At 62.6% G+C, this 15,096-nt stretch carries 19 protein-coding genes; 4 read left to right on the top strand and 15 right to left on the bottom strand.

The genetic code is table 11. The annotated features are described in order from the left end of the window. Positions 1-2: 2 nt before the first annotated feature. From ACMGGN_RS11765 to ACMGGN_RS11725, 9 genes are all read right to left on the bottom strand, one after another. On the bottom strand, positions 3-872 hold the full coding sequence (locus ACMGGN_RS11765; protein WP_174141401.1) for a metal ABC transporter substrate-binding protein: 870 nt from the start codon (positions 870-872) through the stop codon (positions 3-5). Next, positions 869-1,768 carry a metal ABC transporter permease gene (locus ACMGGN_RS11760; RefSeq protein ID WP_046785616.1) on the bottom strand — a complete coding sequence of 300 codons (900 nt, stop codon included), beginning with the start codon at positions 1,766-1,768 and terminating at the stop codon, positions 869-871. Before ACMGGN_RS11760 ends, ACMGGN_RS11765 begins: the two co-directional genes overlap by 4 nt. Continuing rightward, positions 1,768-2,514, bottom strand: a complete 747-nt coding sequence (locus ACMGGN_RS11755) for a metal ABC transporter ATP-binding protein (protein WP_046785615.1) — start codon at positions 2,512-2,514, stop codon at positions 1,768-1,770. The genes ACMGGN_RS11760 and ACMGGN_RS11755 overlap by 1 nt, the downstream gene beginning before the upstream one ends. Continuing rightward, the gene (locus ACMGGN_RS11750; RefSeq protein ID WP_012313979.1) at positions 2,511-3,413 is read right to left on the bottom strand and encodes a metal ABC transporter substrate-binding protein; all 903 of its coding nucleotides are present in this window, start codon (positions 3,411-3,413) and stop codon (positions 2,511-2,513) included. Before ACMGGN_RS11750 ends, ACMGGN_RS11755 begins: the two co-directional genes overlap by 4 nt. Before the next feature lie 16 nt (positions 3,414-3,429). Beyond that, complete coding sequence (locus tag ACMGGN_RS11745) at positions 3,430-3,999, bottom strand: DUF6162 family protein (RefSeq protein WP_115275567.1); 570 nt, start codon at positions 3,997-3,999, stop codon at positions 3,430-3,432. An 11-nt stretch (positions 4,000-4,010) separates the two neighbouring features. Beyond that, positions 4,011-4,331 (bottom strand): hypothetical protein, encoded by a 321-nt coding sequence (locus ACMGGN_RS11740; RefSeq protein WP_039601114.1) that lies wholly within the window; start codon positions 4,329-4,331, stop codon positions 4,011-4,013. Continuing rightward, the gene (locus ACMGGN_RS11735) at positions 4,328-4,867 is read right to left on the bottom strand and encodes a hypothetical protein (RefSeq protein ID WP_046785613.1); all 540 of its coding nucleotides are present in this window, start codon (positions 4,865-4,867) and stop codon (positions 4,328-4,330) included. The genes ACMGGN_RS11740 and ACMGGN_RS11735 overlap by 4 nt, the downstream gene beginning before the upstream one ends. Then, a complete protein-coding gene (locus ACMGGN_RS11730; protein ID WP_119688747.1) occupies positions 4,864-6,057 on the bottom strand; it encodes a PepSY-associated TM helix domain-containing protein in 1,194 nt (397 codons plus the stop codon). Before ACMGGN_RS11730 ends, ACMGGN_RS11735 begins: the two co-directional genes overlap by 4 nt. A gap of 169 nt (positions 6,058-6,226) precedes the next feature. Then, on the bottom strand, positions 6,227-7,561 hold the full coding sequence (locus ACMGGN_RS11725; protein ID WP_414156792.1) for a lysine N(6)-hydroxylase/L-ornithine N(5)-oxygenase family protein: 1,335 nt from the start codon (positions 7,559-7,561) through the stop codon (positions 6,227-6,229). 200 nt (positions 7,562-7,761) lie between these two features. On the opposite strand from ACMGGN_RS11725, the gene ACMGGN_RS11720 reads away from it, so the two are divergent. Further along, the gene (locus tag ACMGGN_RS11720) at positions 7,762-8,193 is read left to right on the top strand and encodes a hypothetical protein (protein ID WP_046785610.1); all 432 of its coding nucleotides are present in this window, start codon (positions 7,762-7,764) and stop codon (positions 8,191-8,193) included. A 59-nt stretch (positions 8,194-8,252) separates the two neighbouring features. Here the strand turns inward: ACMGGN_RS11720 and pbpG are convergent, their stop codons facing one another. Both pbpG and ACMGGN_RS11710 read right to left on the bottom strand, forming a co-directional pair. Beyond that, positions 8,253-9,179 (bottom strand): D-alanyl-D-alanine endopeptidase, encoded by a 927-nt coding sequence (gene pbpG / locus ACMGGN_RS11715; RefSeq protein WP_042111355.1) that lies wholly within the window; start codon positions 9,177-9,179, stop codon positions 8,253-8,255. Between the two features lie 241 nt (positions 9,180-9,420). Then, complete coding sequence (locus ACMGGN_RS11710; protein WP_012313987.1) at positions 9,421-9,603, bottom strand: hypothetical protein; 183 nt, start codon at positions 9,601-9,603, stop codon at positions 9,421-9,423. Between the two features lie 220 nt (positions 9,604-9,823). Between ACMGGN_RS11710 and ACMGGN_RS11705 the strand changes: the two genes are divergently transcribed. After that, entirely contained in the window at positions 9,824-10,645 is an 822-nt protein-coding gene (locus tag ACMGGN_RS11705) for a shikimate 5-dehydrogenase (RefSeq protein ID WP_046785608.1), read from the top strand. A 58-nt stretch (positions 10,646-10,703) separates the two neighbouring features. Here ACMGGN_RS11705 and ACMGGN_RS11700 read toward each other — a convergent pair whose 3' ends face one another. The 3 genes from ACMGGN_RS11700 to ACMGGN_RS11690 form a co-directional block, all read right to left on the bottom strand. Then, on the bottom strand, positions 10,704-10,946 hold the full coding sequence (locus ACMGGN_RS11700; protein ID WP_039601125.1) for a hypothetical protein: 243 nt from the start codon (positions 10,944-10,946) through the stop codon (positions 10,704-10,706). Positions 10,947-11,055: 109 nt separating this feature from the next. Beyond that, the gene (gene gloA / locus ACMGGN_RS11695; RefSeq protein WP_046785607.1) at positions 11,056-11,583 is read right to left on the bottom strand and encodes a lactoylglutathione lyase; all 528 of its coding nucleotides are present in this window, start codon (positions 11,581-11,583) and stop codon (positions 11,056-11,058) included. A 224-nt stretch (positions 11,584-11,807) separates the two neighbouring features. Then, positions 11,808-12,167, bottom strand: a complete 360-nt coding sequence (locus ACMGGN_RS11690) for a histone-like nucleoid-structuring protein, MvaT/MvaU family (RefSeq protein WP_046785606.1) — start codon at positions 12,165-12,167, stop codon at positions 11,808-11,810. Positions 12,168-12,521: 354 nt separating this feature from the next. On the opposite strand from ACMGGN_RS11690, the gene ACMGGN_RS11685 reads away from it, so the two are divergent. Continuing rightward, positions 12,522-13,811, top strand: a complete 1,290-nt coding sequence (locus ACMGGN_RS11685) for an OprD family porin (protein WP_414156791.1) — start codon at positions 12,522-12,524, stop codon at positions 13,809-13,811. A 65-nt stretch (positions 13,812-13,876) separates the two neighbouring features. Continuing rightward, positions 13,877-14,632: a precorrin-6A synthase (deacetylating) gene (cobF, locus tag ACMGGN_RS11680; RefSeq protein ID WP_414156790.1), complete on the top strand. Its 756-nt coding sequence runs from the start codon at positions 13,877-13,879 to the stop codon at positions 14,630-14,632. Between the two features lie 44 nt (positions 14,633-14,676). Here cobF and ACMGGN_RS11675 read toward each other — a convergent pair whose 3' ends face one another. Then, a complete protein-coding gene (locus tag ACMGGN_RS11675; RefSeq protein ID WP_115275172.1) occupies positions 14,677-15,027 on the bottom strand; it encodes a response regulator in 351 nt (116 codons plus the stop codon). Positions 15,028-15,096 lie beyond the last annotated feature (69 nt).

Here is a 15,096-nt window from a genome sequence, read left to right as displayed (position 1 = left end):
CATCACCCTTTGCTCAGCGCCCCGACCACCTGATCGACACTGGCCTTGAGCCCGGCCACGGCGTCTTGCGGGTCACTTTCCACCACGAGCAACGTGGCCCCCGAGGCCTTGATCACCTCGGCCACTGCCGCATCCGGCTGCCGATGGTCCAGCACCAGCGCCACATCCTGGTTCTTGAGGTTCTCGCCCAGTGCCTTGAGCGCGGCGTCGTCCCACTTGCCCTCGGCCGGCAGTGCCTGTTCCACCACATCCAGGTTCAGGCCGCTGGCCAGGTAGCCCAGGCGCTCGGACAGGCTGACCACGCTGAGGTTGTCGATTTGGGCAAGCTTGGTCTGGCTGCTGGCGGTCAATTCCAGCAACTGGCGCTTGAGCCCCGCCAGGTTGCCCTGGATCTTCGCCTTGTCGGCGGGCGCCAGGCGTTCCAGGTCGTTGGCCAGCACGTCGGCCATGCGCCCAAGGTTGGTCGGGTTCAGCCAGGGGTAGGCGTTGTAGGCGTCATCGCCACTGACCGCGATGCCCGGCAGGGCACCGTCCACCGGCCGCGCTGCATCGATTTCGACGATGCGGATATTGCTGCGCCGGGCCATGGGGTACAGCGGGTCGTCACGCCAGATCGAGCGCAGGCCAATCACCGCATCGGCCTGCTGCGCCGCTTTGGCAAGGCTCGCGCCGCCACGGCTGCTGAAGTACGAAGGCTGGCGGCTGGCCGGCAGGTTGGCCGGCGCGGCGCGCTTGAGCTGCACGGCGGTGCCGTCGAGCAAGGCCGCAGCCAGGCTGTGGGTCACCGGCAGGGTGGTCAGCACCTCGGTGGCGAGGGCGAACGAGGGCAGGCCGGTGAGGGCCAGCGCCAGGGTGAGCTGTTTCAGGTTCATGCCGGGTTTCCTTGCAGGCGTGGGACGAGGGCGCGGGCCAGAGCCGCGAGGGCGAAGCAAATGCCGGCAACCAGGATGATCGCGGCACCCGACGGTACCGGCAGGTCAAAGACGATCGGCATCAGGATGCCCAGCAGCGTGCTCAGGGTGGCGATCAGAACCGAGATGAAGAAAAAGCCTTTGAGCGACTGGCTGACCAGGCGTGCGGCAGCGGCCGGAATCACCAGCAACGCACCGACCAGGATTGCCCCGATCACCTTCACCGACGCCACCGTTACCAGCGTCACCAGCACCACGAACAGGTAGTCCAGGGTCTTCACTGCCACCCCGCGTACGGCTGCCAGTTGCGGGTTGAAGCTGGCCAGGATGATGCGGTTGTACAGCGGCAGGGCCAGCGCCAGCACCAGGGCAGCGACGATGCCCAGCACCACCAGGTCCTGCGCGCTGACCGTCAGTACCGAGCCGAACAGCACGTTCTCGAGGATGTGCACGTTGATCTTGCCGGCCAGCATCAGCAGCAGGCTTGCCCCGAGTGCCAGCGACACCGAAAGGAACACCCCGATCAGCGTGTCCGGCGACAGCCCGGTGCGGTTGCGCAGGAAGTTGAGCAGGATGCCGAACAGCAGGCAGTAGCCGAACAGGCTGCCGTAAGGCCCGGTATAGGGTTCGCCGAGCAGGATGCCGATGGCCACCCCGGTCAGGGCGGCATGCCCGACCGCTTCGGAGAAGAAGGCAAAGCGCTTGACCACCACCAGGGTGCCCAGGCCGCCCAGTACCGGGCCGATCATCAGGCCGGCGAGCAGTGCGTTGATCACGAAACCGTAGGCCAGTGCCTCGGGCAGGTAGCCAGCGCCGGCCCATTCCTGGACCAGTTGGCGGAATGCTTCGTAGCTCATCAGGTGCGGCCCTCGCTGCGCGGGTGGACGGAGAACAGGCTCAGCAGGCGCTCCGGGGTAAGGGCTTGGGCAGGTGGGGCGTCGAACAGTACCTGGCGGCTCAGCCCGGTGACCCGGTCGGCCAGGCGCAGCACCGCTTGCAGGTCGTGTTCGATCCACAGCACGGTGGTGCCGGCCTGGCGCCAGCCCTGCAGCAAGTGCTCGAACACCCGGATGCCGGCTTCATCGAGCGCCGACATGGGCTCGTCGAGCACCAGCAACTGCGGCTCAGGGATCAAACCCTGGGCCAGCAGCACGCGCTGGCGTTCGCCGCCCGACAAAGCGCCCATGCGCCGCTTGCGTTTGTCGAGCATGCCGACCTGCGCCAGCGCTGCGTCGATGGCCGGTTGCACGCGGCGCGAAAGGCCGAGAAAGGCTGGGCGGCGTTGGCACATTGCGGCCATGAAGTCGTCCACGGTCATCGGCAGGCCACGGTCGAACTCCAGCGCCTGGGGGACGTAACCGATCACCTGCTGCTCGCCCGGCCAGTGCAGGGTCAGTTGGCCCTGGTGTGGCATCTGCCCGAGCAGGGTCTTGATCAGCGAGCTTTTACCGCCGCCGTTGGGCCCGACGATGGCATGTACGCTGCCGGCGGCGACGCTGAACTGGACCTGTTCCAGGATGCGCGTGCGGCCAAGCGTCAGGTCTATGCCAGCGAATTCGATGCCGGGCCCGCCGCGCACCATGAGGTTGGCGGCCGCGGTCATGCGCGGTTCTCCTGAATGGCGCGGACCACGGTGTCGAGGTTGCGCTTCATCTCTACTTCGTATTTGTCCTTGGTGTACTCGCCGTAGGAAATGTGCGTCAGCGGATACAGGCGCACACCGGACTCACGCTGGATGGTCTCGACATAGGCCGACGGGAAGTCCATCTCCGAGAAGATCACCTTGACGTCCAGCGCCTTGAGCTGGTCGATGGTTTTCTTAAGCTGTGCCGGGCTCGGTTCGATGCCGTGGGCCGGCTCCACCACTGCCGTGACCTCCAGGCCGAAATCGCGCACCAGGTAGTCGTAGGCTGCATGAATGGTGGCCACACGGAAGTTGGCGCCGGGTGCCTCGGTGACCTTGGCCAGCGCCTCGGCGCGCAAGCCGCGCAGGCGCTTGGCATAGGCGCGGGCGTTCTGGGTGTAGAACCTGGCGTTGTCCGGGTCGAGCTTGCCCAGTTCACGGGCGATGTTGTTGACCTGGGCAATGGTGGTGCTGATCGACAGGAAGGTGTGCGGGTTGACCACTTTGCCGGCACCGCGGGCGGCGATGCCGGTGGCCGCCAGCAGCGGCACGTTCTGGTTGGCTTCGATGGTCTTGATGTCGGGCTTTTCACTGGCAGCGATCATGCGGTCGGCGAAATCGTCATGGCCGACGCCGTTGAGCACCACCACGTCCAGGCTGCCGATACGCTTGATGTCCTCGGCGCGTGGCTCGTAGGCGTGCGGGTTGAAGCCTGCGGGAATCAGCGGTACCACTTCGGCCTTGTCGCCGACGATATTGCTCACATAGCTGTAGTACGGGTGCAGGGTAATGCCGATGCGCAAGGGCTTGCCGGTGTCGGCCAGGGCCAGGGCCGGTAACGCGAGGGCCAGGAGCAGGGTGAGGGCGGAGCGCAACATGGGGAATTCCTTGGGTTCAGTGACGGTGTTCGCGGGTGACCCCGGCGTCGTAATGGCTAGCCACTTGCTGCCAGCCAGCGGCGATCAGGGCTGCCTGGCCAAGGTCGTCCGGCATCACCGCGGCGCTGTCGCGGCGCAGCCAGACGTCAGGCTGGGCGCTGTGCTCGTGCGGCACGATCAGCAAAAAGCTGCCGGCGACCTGCGGGGCCTGGCTGCGACCCAGATAGGCGCCAGCCTCCAGCCACTGCCATTGGTGGCTGCCACGGCTCTGGCTGCCGGCGTCTACCACGAACGGTGGCAAGCCTTCCTCGGCCAACGACGCCACACTGGGTACGGCGGCGGTTTCTTCGCGCAGCAACTGAACCTCGTCGAATGCGACGCGAAGGTCGGTATAGATGCCTTGTTCGGCGGGCGTCAGGTCGCGGCGGGCGTCGATCTGGTGGCTGGCGATGGCCTGCTCGTCTTCGCGTTCACCGCGCAGCAGCACCACGCAGGCGGCGACGATGACGATCAGCAGGCTGACCAGCAGCACGTAGAGGGTTTCGTGCCCGGCGCCGGCGGGGCGCACCACCTGGGTACGGCTCAGGGTAGGGCCGCTCATGGTTGCGTGATGTCGGCGTAGTCGACTTCCACCACGTGGCCGGGGCCGGCATCGAACAGCACGTAGAACTCGCCGTCGGGGCGCTTGAAGGTAAGCGTCGAGTCATCGCCCAGCTTGCCGCCGACCAGTACCTGTTCGTCATAGCCGATCACGTCCAGGGTCACGCCCGGGGCGCCGCTGCCGTCCGAGAAGCCACCGGTGCATTTGACCTGGCCGCCATCGAGCTCTTCGCACTCGCACATCGGGTTGTGGGCCAGGGCCGGGCCTGCGGCCAGCACCAGCAGGGGCAGGGCGAGCCTGCGCATCATGTGCTTCATTTCTTGCCTCCTTGTTTTTCGAGCCAGGCCACGGTGGCTGGCGAAGCCTTGCTCAGCGGGACCGATGCCTGATGCATGCTGCCGTCCCAGCCTTCGAGGGTGATCCAGATCTGCGCGTCGGGCTTGGTGCGCGCAGGGATCGGCAGGTTGGTACCCATGCGGTAGGGCGCGCCGAAGAAGATGGTGCCGGCGGCGCGCAGGCTGCGGGGTTTGCCGATGCGCAGGTACACGGCTTTGACGTCGTTGATGCAGGCTTTGCAAAGCGCGGCGTTGAAGGGCTTGAAGTAGCCCGCCGGGCCGTCGGCGCGGGGCGCTTCGCTGCGCAGTTCGGCCAAGTCCAGGCTGTAAGGGCCGACCTGAATATCGCTGATCTGGTTCACGCCCAAGCCGGCATCACCGCGAAACAGCTTGGCGTCGGCGAAATACTTGGGCATGAAGCCCAGCGGGATGAGAATCAGCAGAATGTTCAAGTGAAAGCGCCACTTCAGCCACCACTGCTTGAGTGGGCGGGTGGGCAGGGCCTGGGCCTGGCTCATGGGCGGATCTCCACGGGGGTGTCGCTGGCGGTGGCGCGGGGCGCACGCTCGCTGCGCTTGAGGGCGGCGGCAGTCGCCTGGGCGGTACGTTTGGTCCAGATCAGCAGGCCGCTGAACACCATCAGCGTCAGGACCAGGCCGAAGAAGAACCAGATCAGTTTGACCGGCAGGCCGCCAAAGTCGCCGGTGTGCAGTGGGCGCATGGATTCGGTGACGAACTCCAGGGCGGAGCGGTCGCTGATCAGGAACTGGCTGTCGACGTTGCGCGTATAGGGGTTGATGTTGGCACTCTGGAACATCAGCGGGTACCAGCCCGGGCCGTTCAGGGTGATATGGCTGTAGGCCGTGGCGGGCAGCGAGATGGCGTTGATTTCAAGGCCCGGAATGGCCAGGCCGGCGATGCGCGCCGCTTCGTCCAGGTCGATCCGTGGGGCAGGGCTGCCATCGGCGGTTTGCGGTACATCTTCCCGGGCGATCACAGGTGTGATCGGTTGGCTGGAGATCGTGATGTGGTTATCGAACAGGATCGCCTGGATCAGGAACCAGGTGCCGGTGATGGCAATGACCGCGATGAACCAGATCGACCAGACCCCGGCCAGGCGATGCAGGTCGCCCCAGAAAATGCGCGAGCCGTGGCCGGTGCGAATGGGCTTGAAGAAGCCTTTCCAGAACTTCTTGTACACCACCAGGCCAGTCACCAGCGAAGCGAGCATCGGCAGGCCCAGCAGCGAGACCAGGTACCAGCCCCAACTGAAACCGTTGGTGAAGGGCACCAGCCACCAGCCGTGCAGGGCACGGGTGAACGCCTCGAAGTTGAAGTCCGGGACCTTGCCCTGGATGGCCCCGGTGTAGGGGTTGACGTACAGCGTCGGGCTGCTGCCGTCGGGCAGGGTAACCCCGGCGTTGAGCGCAAAGTGCGAACCGTCCGGCTGCCTCAGTGTGCGCACCACCATATCCGGTTCGGCCTTGTGCAGGGCGTCGAGCACTTGCTGGAAACTCAGGCGTTCGGCGCTGTCGTCGGGCTTGTTGGCGCGCACATCGGCGTTGGCCAGCCAGACGATTTCCTGGCTGACCACGGCAAGCATGCCGGTGAAGCAGACGATCAGCACGAAGAACCAGATCGGCAGGGCGAGCCAGCTATGGACCAGGAACCACAGCTTGGACTTGGATTTTTTGGTTGATTTGGCCATCGGTCGGTCTTCTGAAAATGAGGGTCGAGCATATGCCCAACCACAGGGGCTGCATCTATAAAGACGAATGAGAATGGAAATCCTGCCTATTTAAATGCAAGCAAATGTTTCAGAAAAGCAAAAGCCGACAGGGCGCGGGGCGCCGTGTCGGCTTGAAGGCCGCAGAGGGTCAGGCGCTGGTGAGGGCGACCGGCGGTTGCGCTTTGCCGTGTCGGCGGGCGAGGTCCTGGTACAGCGCCTGGCCGATTTCGGCGGCACGGGACGGCAGTACCGACAGCAGGGTGTCGCTCAGGCCATGGCTGCCCTCGCAGAAACCTTGCAAGTAAACCGACGCTTCGAGGTCCGGGCTGGACAGTACCCGGTAGTTGCGGTCGACGTTGAAATCCTTGAGGTAACCGGCCAGCGGTGCCAGCAGGTCGCGATGCGAGCGGCGCTCGTAGCCGGTGGCCAGGATGACAGCATCGTAACGGTGGGTCTGATGCTGGTCGGTGGCCAGGTCGCGCAGGGTGAGTTCGATGCCGTCGCGGGTGGCGACAACCGCTTCCACCTGGCGACGGCACAGCACGTTGTGGCGCACCTGATGCGAAACCTTCTGGCGGTAGAGGATGCCGTAGATGCGCTCGATCAGGTCGAGGTCGACCACTGAGTAGTTGGTGTTGTGGTATTCACCCAGCAGCTTGGCGCGCTGCTCGGCCGGCTCGTTGTAGACCAGGTCGGTGTAGTCCGGCGAGAAGATCTCGTTGACGAACGGGCTGTCGTCCGCAGGCTTGAGCGCTGAACCGCGCAGTATCATGTCGACCTTGACCGACGGGTAGCTGTCATTGAGGTCGATGAATGCTTCTGCGGCGCTCTGGCCAGAGCCGATTACCGCGATGCGCATCGGTTTGCCCTCGGCGCATGGCAACTTTTGCAGGCTGCTCAGGTACTGGGAGTGGTGGAAGACGCGCGGGTCGTCCTTGAAGGCGCCGAATTTTTCCGGGATTTTCGGCGTACCACCCGTGCCGACCACGACCGAACGGGTACGCCGGGTGTATTCACGGCCTTGCGCATCTTGAGAGACCAGGCGCAAATGCTCGACACGGCCAGCCTTCACTTCCGGCTCGATGCGCAGCACTTGCTCGCCATAGACGGCTTGAGTGGCGAAATGCTCGGCTGCCCAGCGCAGGTAATCGTTGTACTCCAGGCGGCAGGGGTAGAAGGTGCCCAGGTTGATGAAATCGGCCAGGCGCTGCTTCTGGTGCAAGTAGTTGACGAAACTGTAGGGGCTGGTGGGGTTGCGCAGCGAGACCAGATCCTTGAGGAAGGATATCTGCAGTTCGCTCTGGGTCGCCAGCGTTTCACCATGCCAGCGGTATTGCTTCTGCTTGTCGATGAACAGCGCGTCGAGGGCGCGGCCTTGGGTGTGGGCGAGTTCCTCCAGGGCGATGGCCAAGGCCAGGTTGGAAGGGCCAAAGCCCACGCCGATCAGATCCTTGATGGTTTCCGGGTTTGAAGACTGGCTCATGGCTGCGATCCCATAATGGTCGAATGTGTGCGCCCGCCGGGGCTCCGGCGCCTGCGTGAGTACATTGGTTGGAACGAGCCATGTACCGGGGAATTTACTGGGGGCATTGCGCACAGCTCGTGCAGCCGGGCTAAAGAAGTGCGCCGCGTGGCCGATAGGCAGGTCAACGCAAGGACCTATTTCAAGGCAGGGACCGGAACATGGCAGGTATCGCGGCAATCACCATCAACAACGTTTCGGCGCAGGCCGCCGGCAGTGCTGAAACGGTAAAAAGCGAAGACGCACAGAAAAGTGGAGCGTCGGCCGCGTCGGCAGAAACGCCCAAGGCTCAGGGTGGCGGCGGTGCGCAAGGTGCGCAGCAAAGCGATGAGAGCTCGGAGCCTGCGCACATCAAGCAATTGCGCGAGATGATCAAGCAGCTGCAAAAGCAGTTGGCCGAAGAGCAGAAGCAGTTGGCCAACCTGATGGCGCAGAAAATGGAAGAGACAGCCAAGACCGCTGCCGTGAGTGCCAGGCAGGCGAGCATTACCACGCTCAATGGCCAGATCATGACCGCCACGTCGCAACTGCTCGAAGCGTTGCAGGAGACGGGTGGCAGCACTGCGGGTACGGTCGTCAGCACTCAGGCCTGAGCCTATGTGAGCCGGCCCGCCTGCGGATAACGCCGCAAACGGGCCAGCCCCTTGAGGCGTTACTCTGCGGCCAGGCGGCTCTTGTTCTGCCGGTCCGACTTGTACTGCATCGCCACTGCCGGTGCCGGCTTGGCTGTGCCGGTCTCCAGCCACTGGCGCATGCGGCTTGCATCGGCAAAGTGGGTGTACTTGCCGAACGCATCGAGGATCACCATGGCCACCGGGCGGTTGTCCATGCGCGTCAGCAGCACCAGGCAATGCCCGGCCTCATTGGTGAAGCCGGTCTTGGTCAGCTTGATGTCCCAGTTGCTCTTGTTGACCAGGTGGTCGGTATTGCGAAAGCCCAGTGTGTAGTTGGGTTTGCGGAAGGCCACGGTTTTTTCGCGGGTGGTCGACAGCTCGCTGAGCATCGGGTATTTGCGCGACGCCATCAGCAGCTTGGCCAGGTCGCGGGCGCTGGAGACGTTCTGCGTCGACAGGCCGGTCGGCTCGACATAGCGGGTGTGCGCCATGCCCAGGCTGCGGGCTTTGGCGTTCATTGCCTTGATGAAAGCCGGATAGCCCCCTGGATAGTGGTTGGCCAGGGAGGTGGCGGCGCGGTTTTCCGACGACATCAGGGTAATGAGCAGGGTTTCGCGGCGGTTGAGTTGGCTGCCCAGGCGCACGCGCGAGTACACCCCTTTCATGTCCGGGTTGTTGGCGATGGTCATGGTGAGCATCTCATCCATGGGCAGCTTGGCGTCCAGCACCACCATCGCGGTCATCAGTTTGGTCACCGAGGCAATCGGCACCACGCGGTCGGCGTGGCTCGAATACAGTTCCTTGTTGGTATTGAGGTCGATCAGCAGGGCGCTGCCGGAAGCCAGATGCAGCTTTGAAGGGTCGCGTTGAATCTGGGCTGGGGGTTGTGCAGCAGCGGTCGACGGTAGGGTCGCGGTACCTGTGAGCAACAGCAGCAGGCTGAGGATGGACAGGGATGTTTTCACGTTCAGGCTCACTAAAAGTTGGTATGTCGTTGGCTGTGCAAGGGTTTCCCCCAAAAACCGCTCGCATTCTGGAGTATGGCTCAGCGGCTGTCGAATGCTCGTGGAGCCACCCGGTCGAAATGAAAAAACCTTCATGCTGTAACGGTTATTCTGCCTCCGTTCGTCGGTTTCGCGCCGGCAAAAAAAGACCCGCCAAAGGCGGGCCAGAACAGGGCAAAGAGCAACGCACAACACATTCGTTTCAAGCGAGCAGGCAATCGTCCTTCAGTCGATCGGCAAGGGCCTGGGCTGATGCACGGGTGGCCAACGGTCCGCTCACCGCTTCACCGTTACGCACCAGGTACCAGCATGCCAGCAGGCCCTGCTCACGCAGAGTAGAGGGAACGGCGCTGCCGACGACGGACATGATCTGGATAGTGGCCATGTGGACCTCCTGTAAAACATGCCGCTACCTTACGCAGTGGCCGGCTCGGTTTGAAATCGACTCGCTCAATAGTGCTCATCAGCTTTATCAACTGTTCACTACTATGGCTCTTGCCTCTGTCAGCTGAGCGCAGGGAAACGGTAAAGGTTGTGTAAGGGACGATGAACGGGTGGGTCTGTTACGCTGAACAAACGTTTCAGTTACGAACAAGGAGCAGGTCATGACGGCAACTCCCAGCAGGGACACCGTGCTGTGCATTTCCCTGGCCGGCCGGCCAGGTCACTTTGGCGTTCGCTTTCATAACCACCTGTACCGGCAGTTGGGCCTGGATTACTACTACAAGGCGATGAGCACCGATGACTTGCCGGCCGCTGTGGCGGGTATCCGCGCGCTGGGCATCCGCGGCTGTGGTGTTTCCATGCCGTACAAGGAGGCCTGCATGGCCTTGGTCGATGAGGTTGACCCGTCAGCGGCAGCCATCGAGTCGGTCAACACCGTGGTCAACACGGCTGGTCATCTGAAAGCCTACAACACCGACTACCTGGCAGTACGGCAGTTGCTCGAACAGCATCGTGTCGACCCGTCTACAGCCTTTGCCCTGCGCGGTAGTGGTGGCATGGCCAAGGCGGTGGCCAGTGCGCTGCGCGATGCCGGGTTCAAGGAGGGCATCATCGTCGCCCGCAACGAGCAGGCGGGGCGCCAGTTGGCCGACGTTTGTGGCTATCGCTGGGTCGCTGAGCTGGGTGACCGGTGCCCGCCGATGCTGGTGAACGTGACGCCGATCGGCATGGCGGGCGGGCAGGAGGCCCATGAGCTGGCGTTCAGCGAGAACGCCATTGCTGCGGCGCAGCGGGTCTTCGATGTGGTGGCGATGCCGGCGCAGACGCCCTTGATCCAGCGGGCGCAGGCGCTTGGCAAGCCGGTGATTACCGGCCTGGAGGTGATCGCGTTGCAGGCACTGGAGCAGTTCGTGCTGTATACCGGCGTGCGACCTGCCCGAGAGCAGGTCGAGGCTGCAGTGGCGTACGCCCGGGACGTCTAGATCCTCTTCTGCGGCCTCCTCGCGGGCAACCCGGCGAGAAGGCCGTCTGTGCGCAAAATCAGAACGCCTTGTGCCCCTTGTCCAGCTGCTCGTCCACCAGGGCCCGGCCATGGGCCAGCGACACATGCTGAGCGTTTTCAAGGTCAGAGAAGAACTTCATCGGCATGGATAAACGCTTGCTGGTATGGCCTTGCGGATCGGTGATCAGGCAGCCCGCAGAATAGGGCAGAGGGGAGTCGGGGTGAGGCATCACGCTGGCGGTGATGGTGTGGTCGCGGTATTCACAGTGAAGAGATTGCATCGTCCTTACCTCGCTGTGGCTAGTGAAGCTGTTACTTCCATATACCACAGCGAGGGGCCGGGAGTTCCCGGCCTGACGAGCGCGAGCCGACGAAGCTCACACTTTCGGATCAGCCCTTGAGCTCAGAGGGCTGAATCACTTCGACCCAGTAACCGTCCGGGTCCTTGACGAAGGCCAGATGGTTCATGCGCCCGTCTGCCAGGCGTTTCTGGAACGGCACGTTCAGCTCTTCGAAGCGGGCGCAGGCAACACGCACGTCCGGCACCGAAATGCAGATGTGGCCGAAACCACGTGGGTCGGTGTTGCCGTTGTGATAGGCGAACGCGGGGTCGTTCTCTGTACCGTGGTTGTGGGTCAGCTCAAGCACGCCGGGGATCGATTTCATCCACTGATGGCGCTCGGCGTCGTCGGCTGGAATCTGCGCCGGGTCTACCAGGGCCAGGAAGTACAGGCTGAATTCCGCTTCCGGGAAGTCGCGCTTGTCGACCAGGCGAAAGCCCAGCACACGGGTGTAGAAGTCCAGCGACTTCTCGATGTCCTTGACCCGCAGCATGGTGTGGTTGAAGACGAATTGGGCAGTGGCGGCGTCGGGCTGTGCGGTGACGCCAGGCAGGTTTTGCAGATCGTGCAGGCTCATGGGTACTCCAGAGACGAGGCTGGCACCGGGGCCAGCGGAACAGACAGGAGGGCCATGATACGGCAGTGAACCGATTGCGCAAATGAAAGCGCCCTGCACGAGTGCAGGGCGCTGGAATTAGAGGCCCGCGTGTGCGGGCGCGTGATGGGGTCGCTAGTCCTTTAGCTGTCTCGATATTGAGCCAGCCCTTGTGAAAAAAGTGTGAAGCAAGCGTTGACGTTTCATCAGCGCAGCCAACTTTCCACCGTGCCGGCCCCGTACTGTTCTTTCCACGCCTTCAGCCCGCGATGGTTACCACCTTTGGTCTCGATCAGCTCGCCGGTGTGCGGGTTTTCATACACTTTCACCACGCGTGGGCGGCGTTGTTGCTTTGGCGCATTGGTTGCGCCCCGGGTGACGGCCTTGGGGTCGAGGATGGCGATGATATCGCGCAGACTTTTGTCATAGCTTTTCATCAGGCCGACTAGTTTCTGCTCGAATTCGATTTCACGTTTTAGGCCGGTATCCTTTTTCAGCGCCTCCAGTTGAGCCATCTGTTCCTGGAGCGCTTTTTCGGCAGCACGAAACTCTGCAAGTCTGGACACTGTAATCACTCCTGTACGTCATCTGTGGCGGGGCGTGACGAACATTGAAGAGAAATAACGCCGGCCACGCGGGTGGGTTAAACTGTTCGCTGATGACGAGTGTAGACACTTGTGACAATTGGGTAAACCGCAAACTTTTCCAAATAAGACGGGAACTTTACAAGTTTTCCGGGCGCATAATTCCGGTGGGTACAGGCCGTCGGCCCGGCGCATCTAGACCATGGTCCAATGGTGCGCGCCAGAGCCTTTTCGCGATTATTTCTGATGATGGCCGAGCATTGTTCGGCCGCGTCTGGTCTGCGCCGCGTGCGTTCGCCGTGCATTGTTTCTGTCTTTCTCTGGATGTTCCCTCGCATGTTTGCCTCTTTTCCTCTCGCCCCCGGGCGCCGAGTTGCCGGCCTGTTGCTGATGTGTGCCGGCACGCACGCCCAGGCCGCCGGTTTTCTTGAAGACAGCCGTGCCAAGGTCGAAGCACGCACTGTTTATTTCAACCGGGACTTTCGTGACGGCCACAGCACTTCCAGCCAAGGTGCGTCCAAGCGCGAAGAGTGGGCACAAGGCTTCATTCTCAATGTGCAGTCGGGTTATACCCAAGGCCCGGTAGGCGTTGGTGTGGATGCTGTGGGCATGTTCGGTATCAAGCTGGACTCCAGCCCGGCGGACAGTAACAGCGGTTTGTTGCCTTCTTCCGGCCATGACCCCAGGCGCGCTGCCGACCAATACGCGAAGATGGGCCTGGCTGCCAAGGCCAAGGTGTCCAATACCGTGCTCAAATACGGCTCGATGATGCCGGATGTACCGTTGTTGAAATACAACGACGGTCGCCTGTTGCCCACCCTGTTCCACGGCGCCATGCTCACTTCAGAAGAAGTGCACGACCTGAAGTTCACACTGGCCCGCCTGAACAAGTACACCGCGCGCGACTCCACCGACCGCCAGGACATTCGCGTGCATTGCAAGAACAAGCGCTATGCCTGCGATACCCAAGCCGACCACTTCGACCTGGCAGGGCTGGATTACCGGTTCAATGACCGGTTCAGTGCTCAATACCAAGTGGCCAGGCTGGAAAACATCTACCGTCAGCACTTTCTCGGCCTGATCGCCAGCCAGCCGCTTGCGCTGGGCAGCCTGTCGGCCGACCTGCGCCTGATCAAGAGCGATGACATCGGTAACGCCCGAGCAGGCCAAATCGACCATCGCGCCTTCAGTGGCATGCTCGGCTATAGCCTTGGCGGCCACAAGGTCAGTGCAGGCTGGCAGCGCATGTATGGCGAAAACGCCATGCCGTACCTCGATGGCAGCAACCCGTACCTGGTCAACTATGCGCAGGTCAACGACTTCGCCGCCGCGCAGGAGCGCTCATGGCAGTTGCGTTACGACTACGACTTCAAGGCCCTGGGCGTGCCGGGCCTGACGTTCTTCACCCGCTATATCAATGGCGACCACATCAAGGTCCCAGGCAGTGACGCCCAAGGCAAGGAGTGGGAGCGCGACACCGAGCTCAAGTACCAGGTACAGAGTGGTACCTTCAAAGATGTCAGCGTGCGCCTGCGCAATTCTACCTACCGCAGCAACTACGAAAAGTGGGCGCGTGACATGGACGAAACACGGGTCATCGTCAGCTACAACTTCTCGCTCTTCTGAGTGCGCTTTGCCAAACACCGGCGGTCGGCCGACAATGGCTGCTGGTTTTTGTTCAGGGCCAAGCCATGAGAGACCTGTTGTTGATTGGTATCGGCCCAGGCGACCCGCGCCAGGTGACCTACGAGGCTGTCGAGGCGTTGCGTCGCGCCACCGTCTTCTTCGTACTGGACAAGGGATCGGACAAAGACGAGCTGGTTAGCCTGCGCAAGGCCATTGTTGAACGCTACAGGCCGCAGGGCGGCTACCGCCTGGTACAGGTGGCGGACCCGCAACGCGATGCTGAAGCGGCCGACTATGTGGCTGCGGTCCAGGACTGGCATCGCCAGCGCGCGGCGCTGTATGCCCGGCTGATAACCGATGAAATGTGCAGTGAGGATATCGGCGCCTTTTTGCTGTGGGGCGAGCCTGGCTTGTATGACAGCACCCTGCGCATTCTGCAGTTGGTTCGCGAGCGTGGTGTGGCACTGCGCCTGCAGGTCATCCCAGGCATCAGCAGTGTGCAGGCGCTGGCGGCGCGGCATCAGGTGCCGCTGAACCGTATAGGCGAGCCATTGGTGGTTTTACCGGGGCGGCGCCTGGCGCAACAGGGGCAGATTGACAACGTGGTGGTGATGCTCGACGGGCAATGCGCATTTGCCCAGGTCGACGACCCTGGGCTGCTCATCTACTGGGGGGCTTACCTGGGAACGGAGGACGAAGTGCTGATCGCCGGGCCTTTGCAGGCGGTGAAGGGGCGGATTCTGCAGGTGCGCGAGGAGGCGAGGGCGCGCAAGGGGTGGATCATGGATACCTATCTGTTGCGGCGCGAGTCATGGACTTGAGCCGGCCTCTTCACGGGTAAAACCGCGAAGAGGCGCCACCGATGTCACGGCGTACCCAAAATCCCCACCACTTTATCGCGCAACTGCTCGATGCTGAACGGCTTGCCAATCATGTGCATCCCTTCGGGCACATCGAGGCTTTCGGCGTAGCCGCTGGCAAACAGCACTGGCAGCGCTGGCCGGATGGCGCGGGCCTGTTTCGCCAGTTCTTCGCCGCGCATGTCCGGCAGGCCTACATCGGTCATCAGCAGGGCCAGCGCCTTGTCTGGGTCTTGAAGGATCTTTAGCGCGGCACTGGCGCAGTCCGCCTCGAGGGTCTCATAGCCCAGTTCGTCGAGCACATCGACCATCAACATACGGACGATGTCGTCATCTTCGACTACCAAGAGGTGCATTTTGTGATCCTGTACCAGAAGAATGTCTTTATTCTGTGCGCCGGCCAGCGTCAGAAGTTCCGTGAGGAT

It is taken from the genome of Pseudomonas sp. BNK-30, assembly GCF_047456185.1.
In the GTDB taxonomy this organism is placed as follows: Bacteria; Pseudomonadota; Gammaproteobacteria; order Pseudomonadales; family Pseudomonadaceae; genus Aquipseudomonas; species Aquipseudomonas putida_E.
This window is presented reverse-complemented; position numbering and strand designations above follow the sequence as displayed.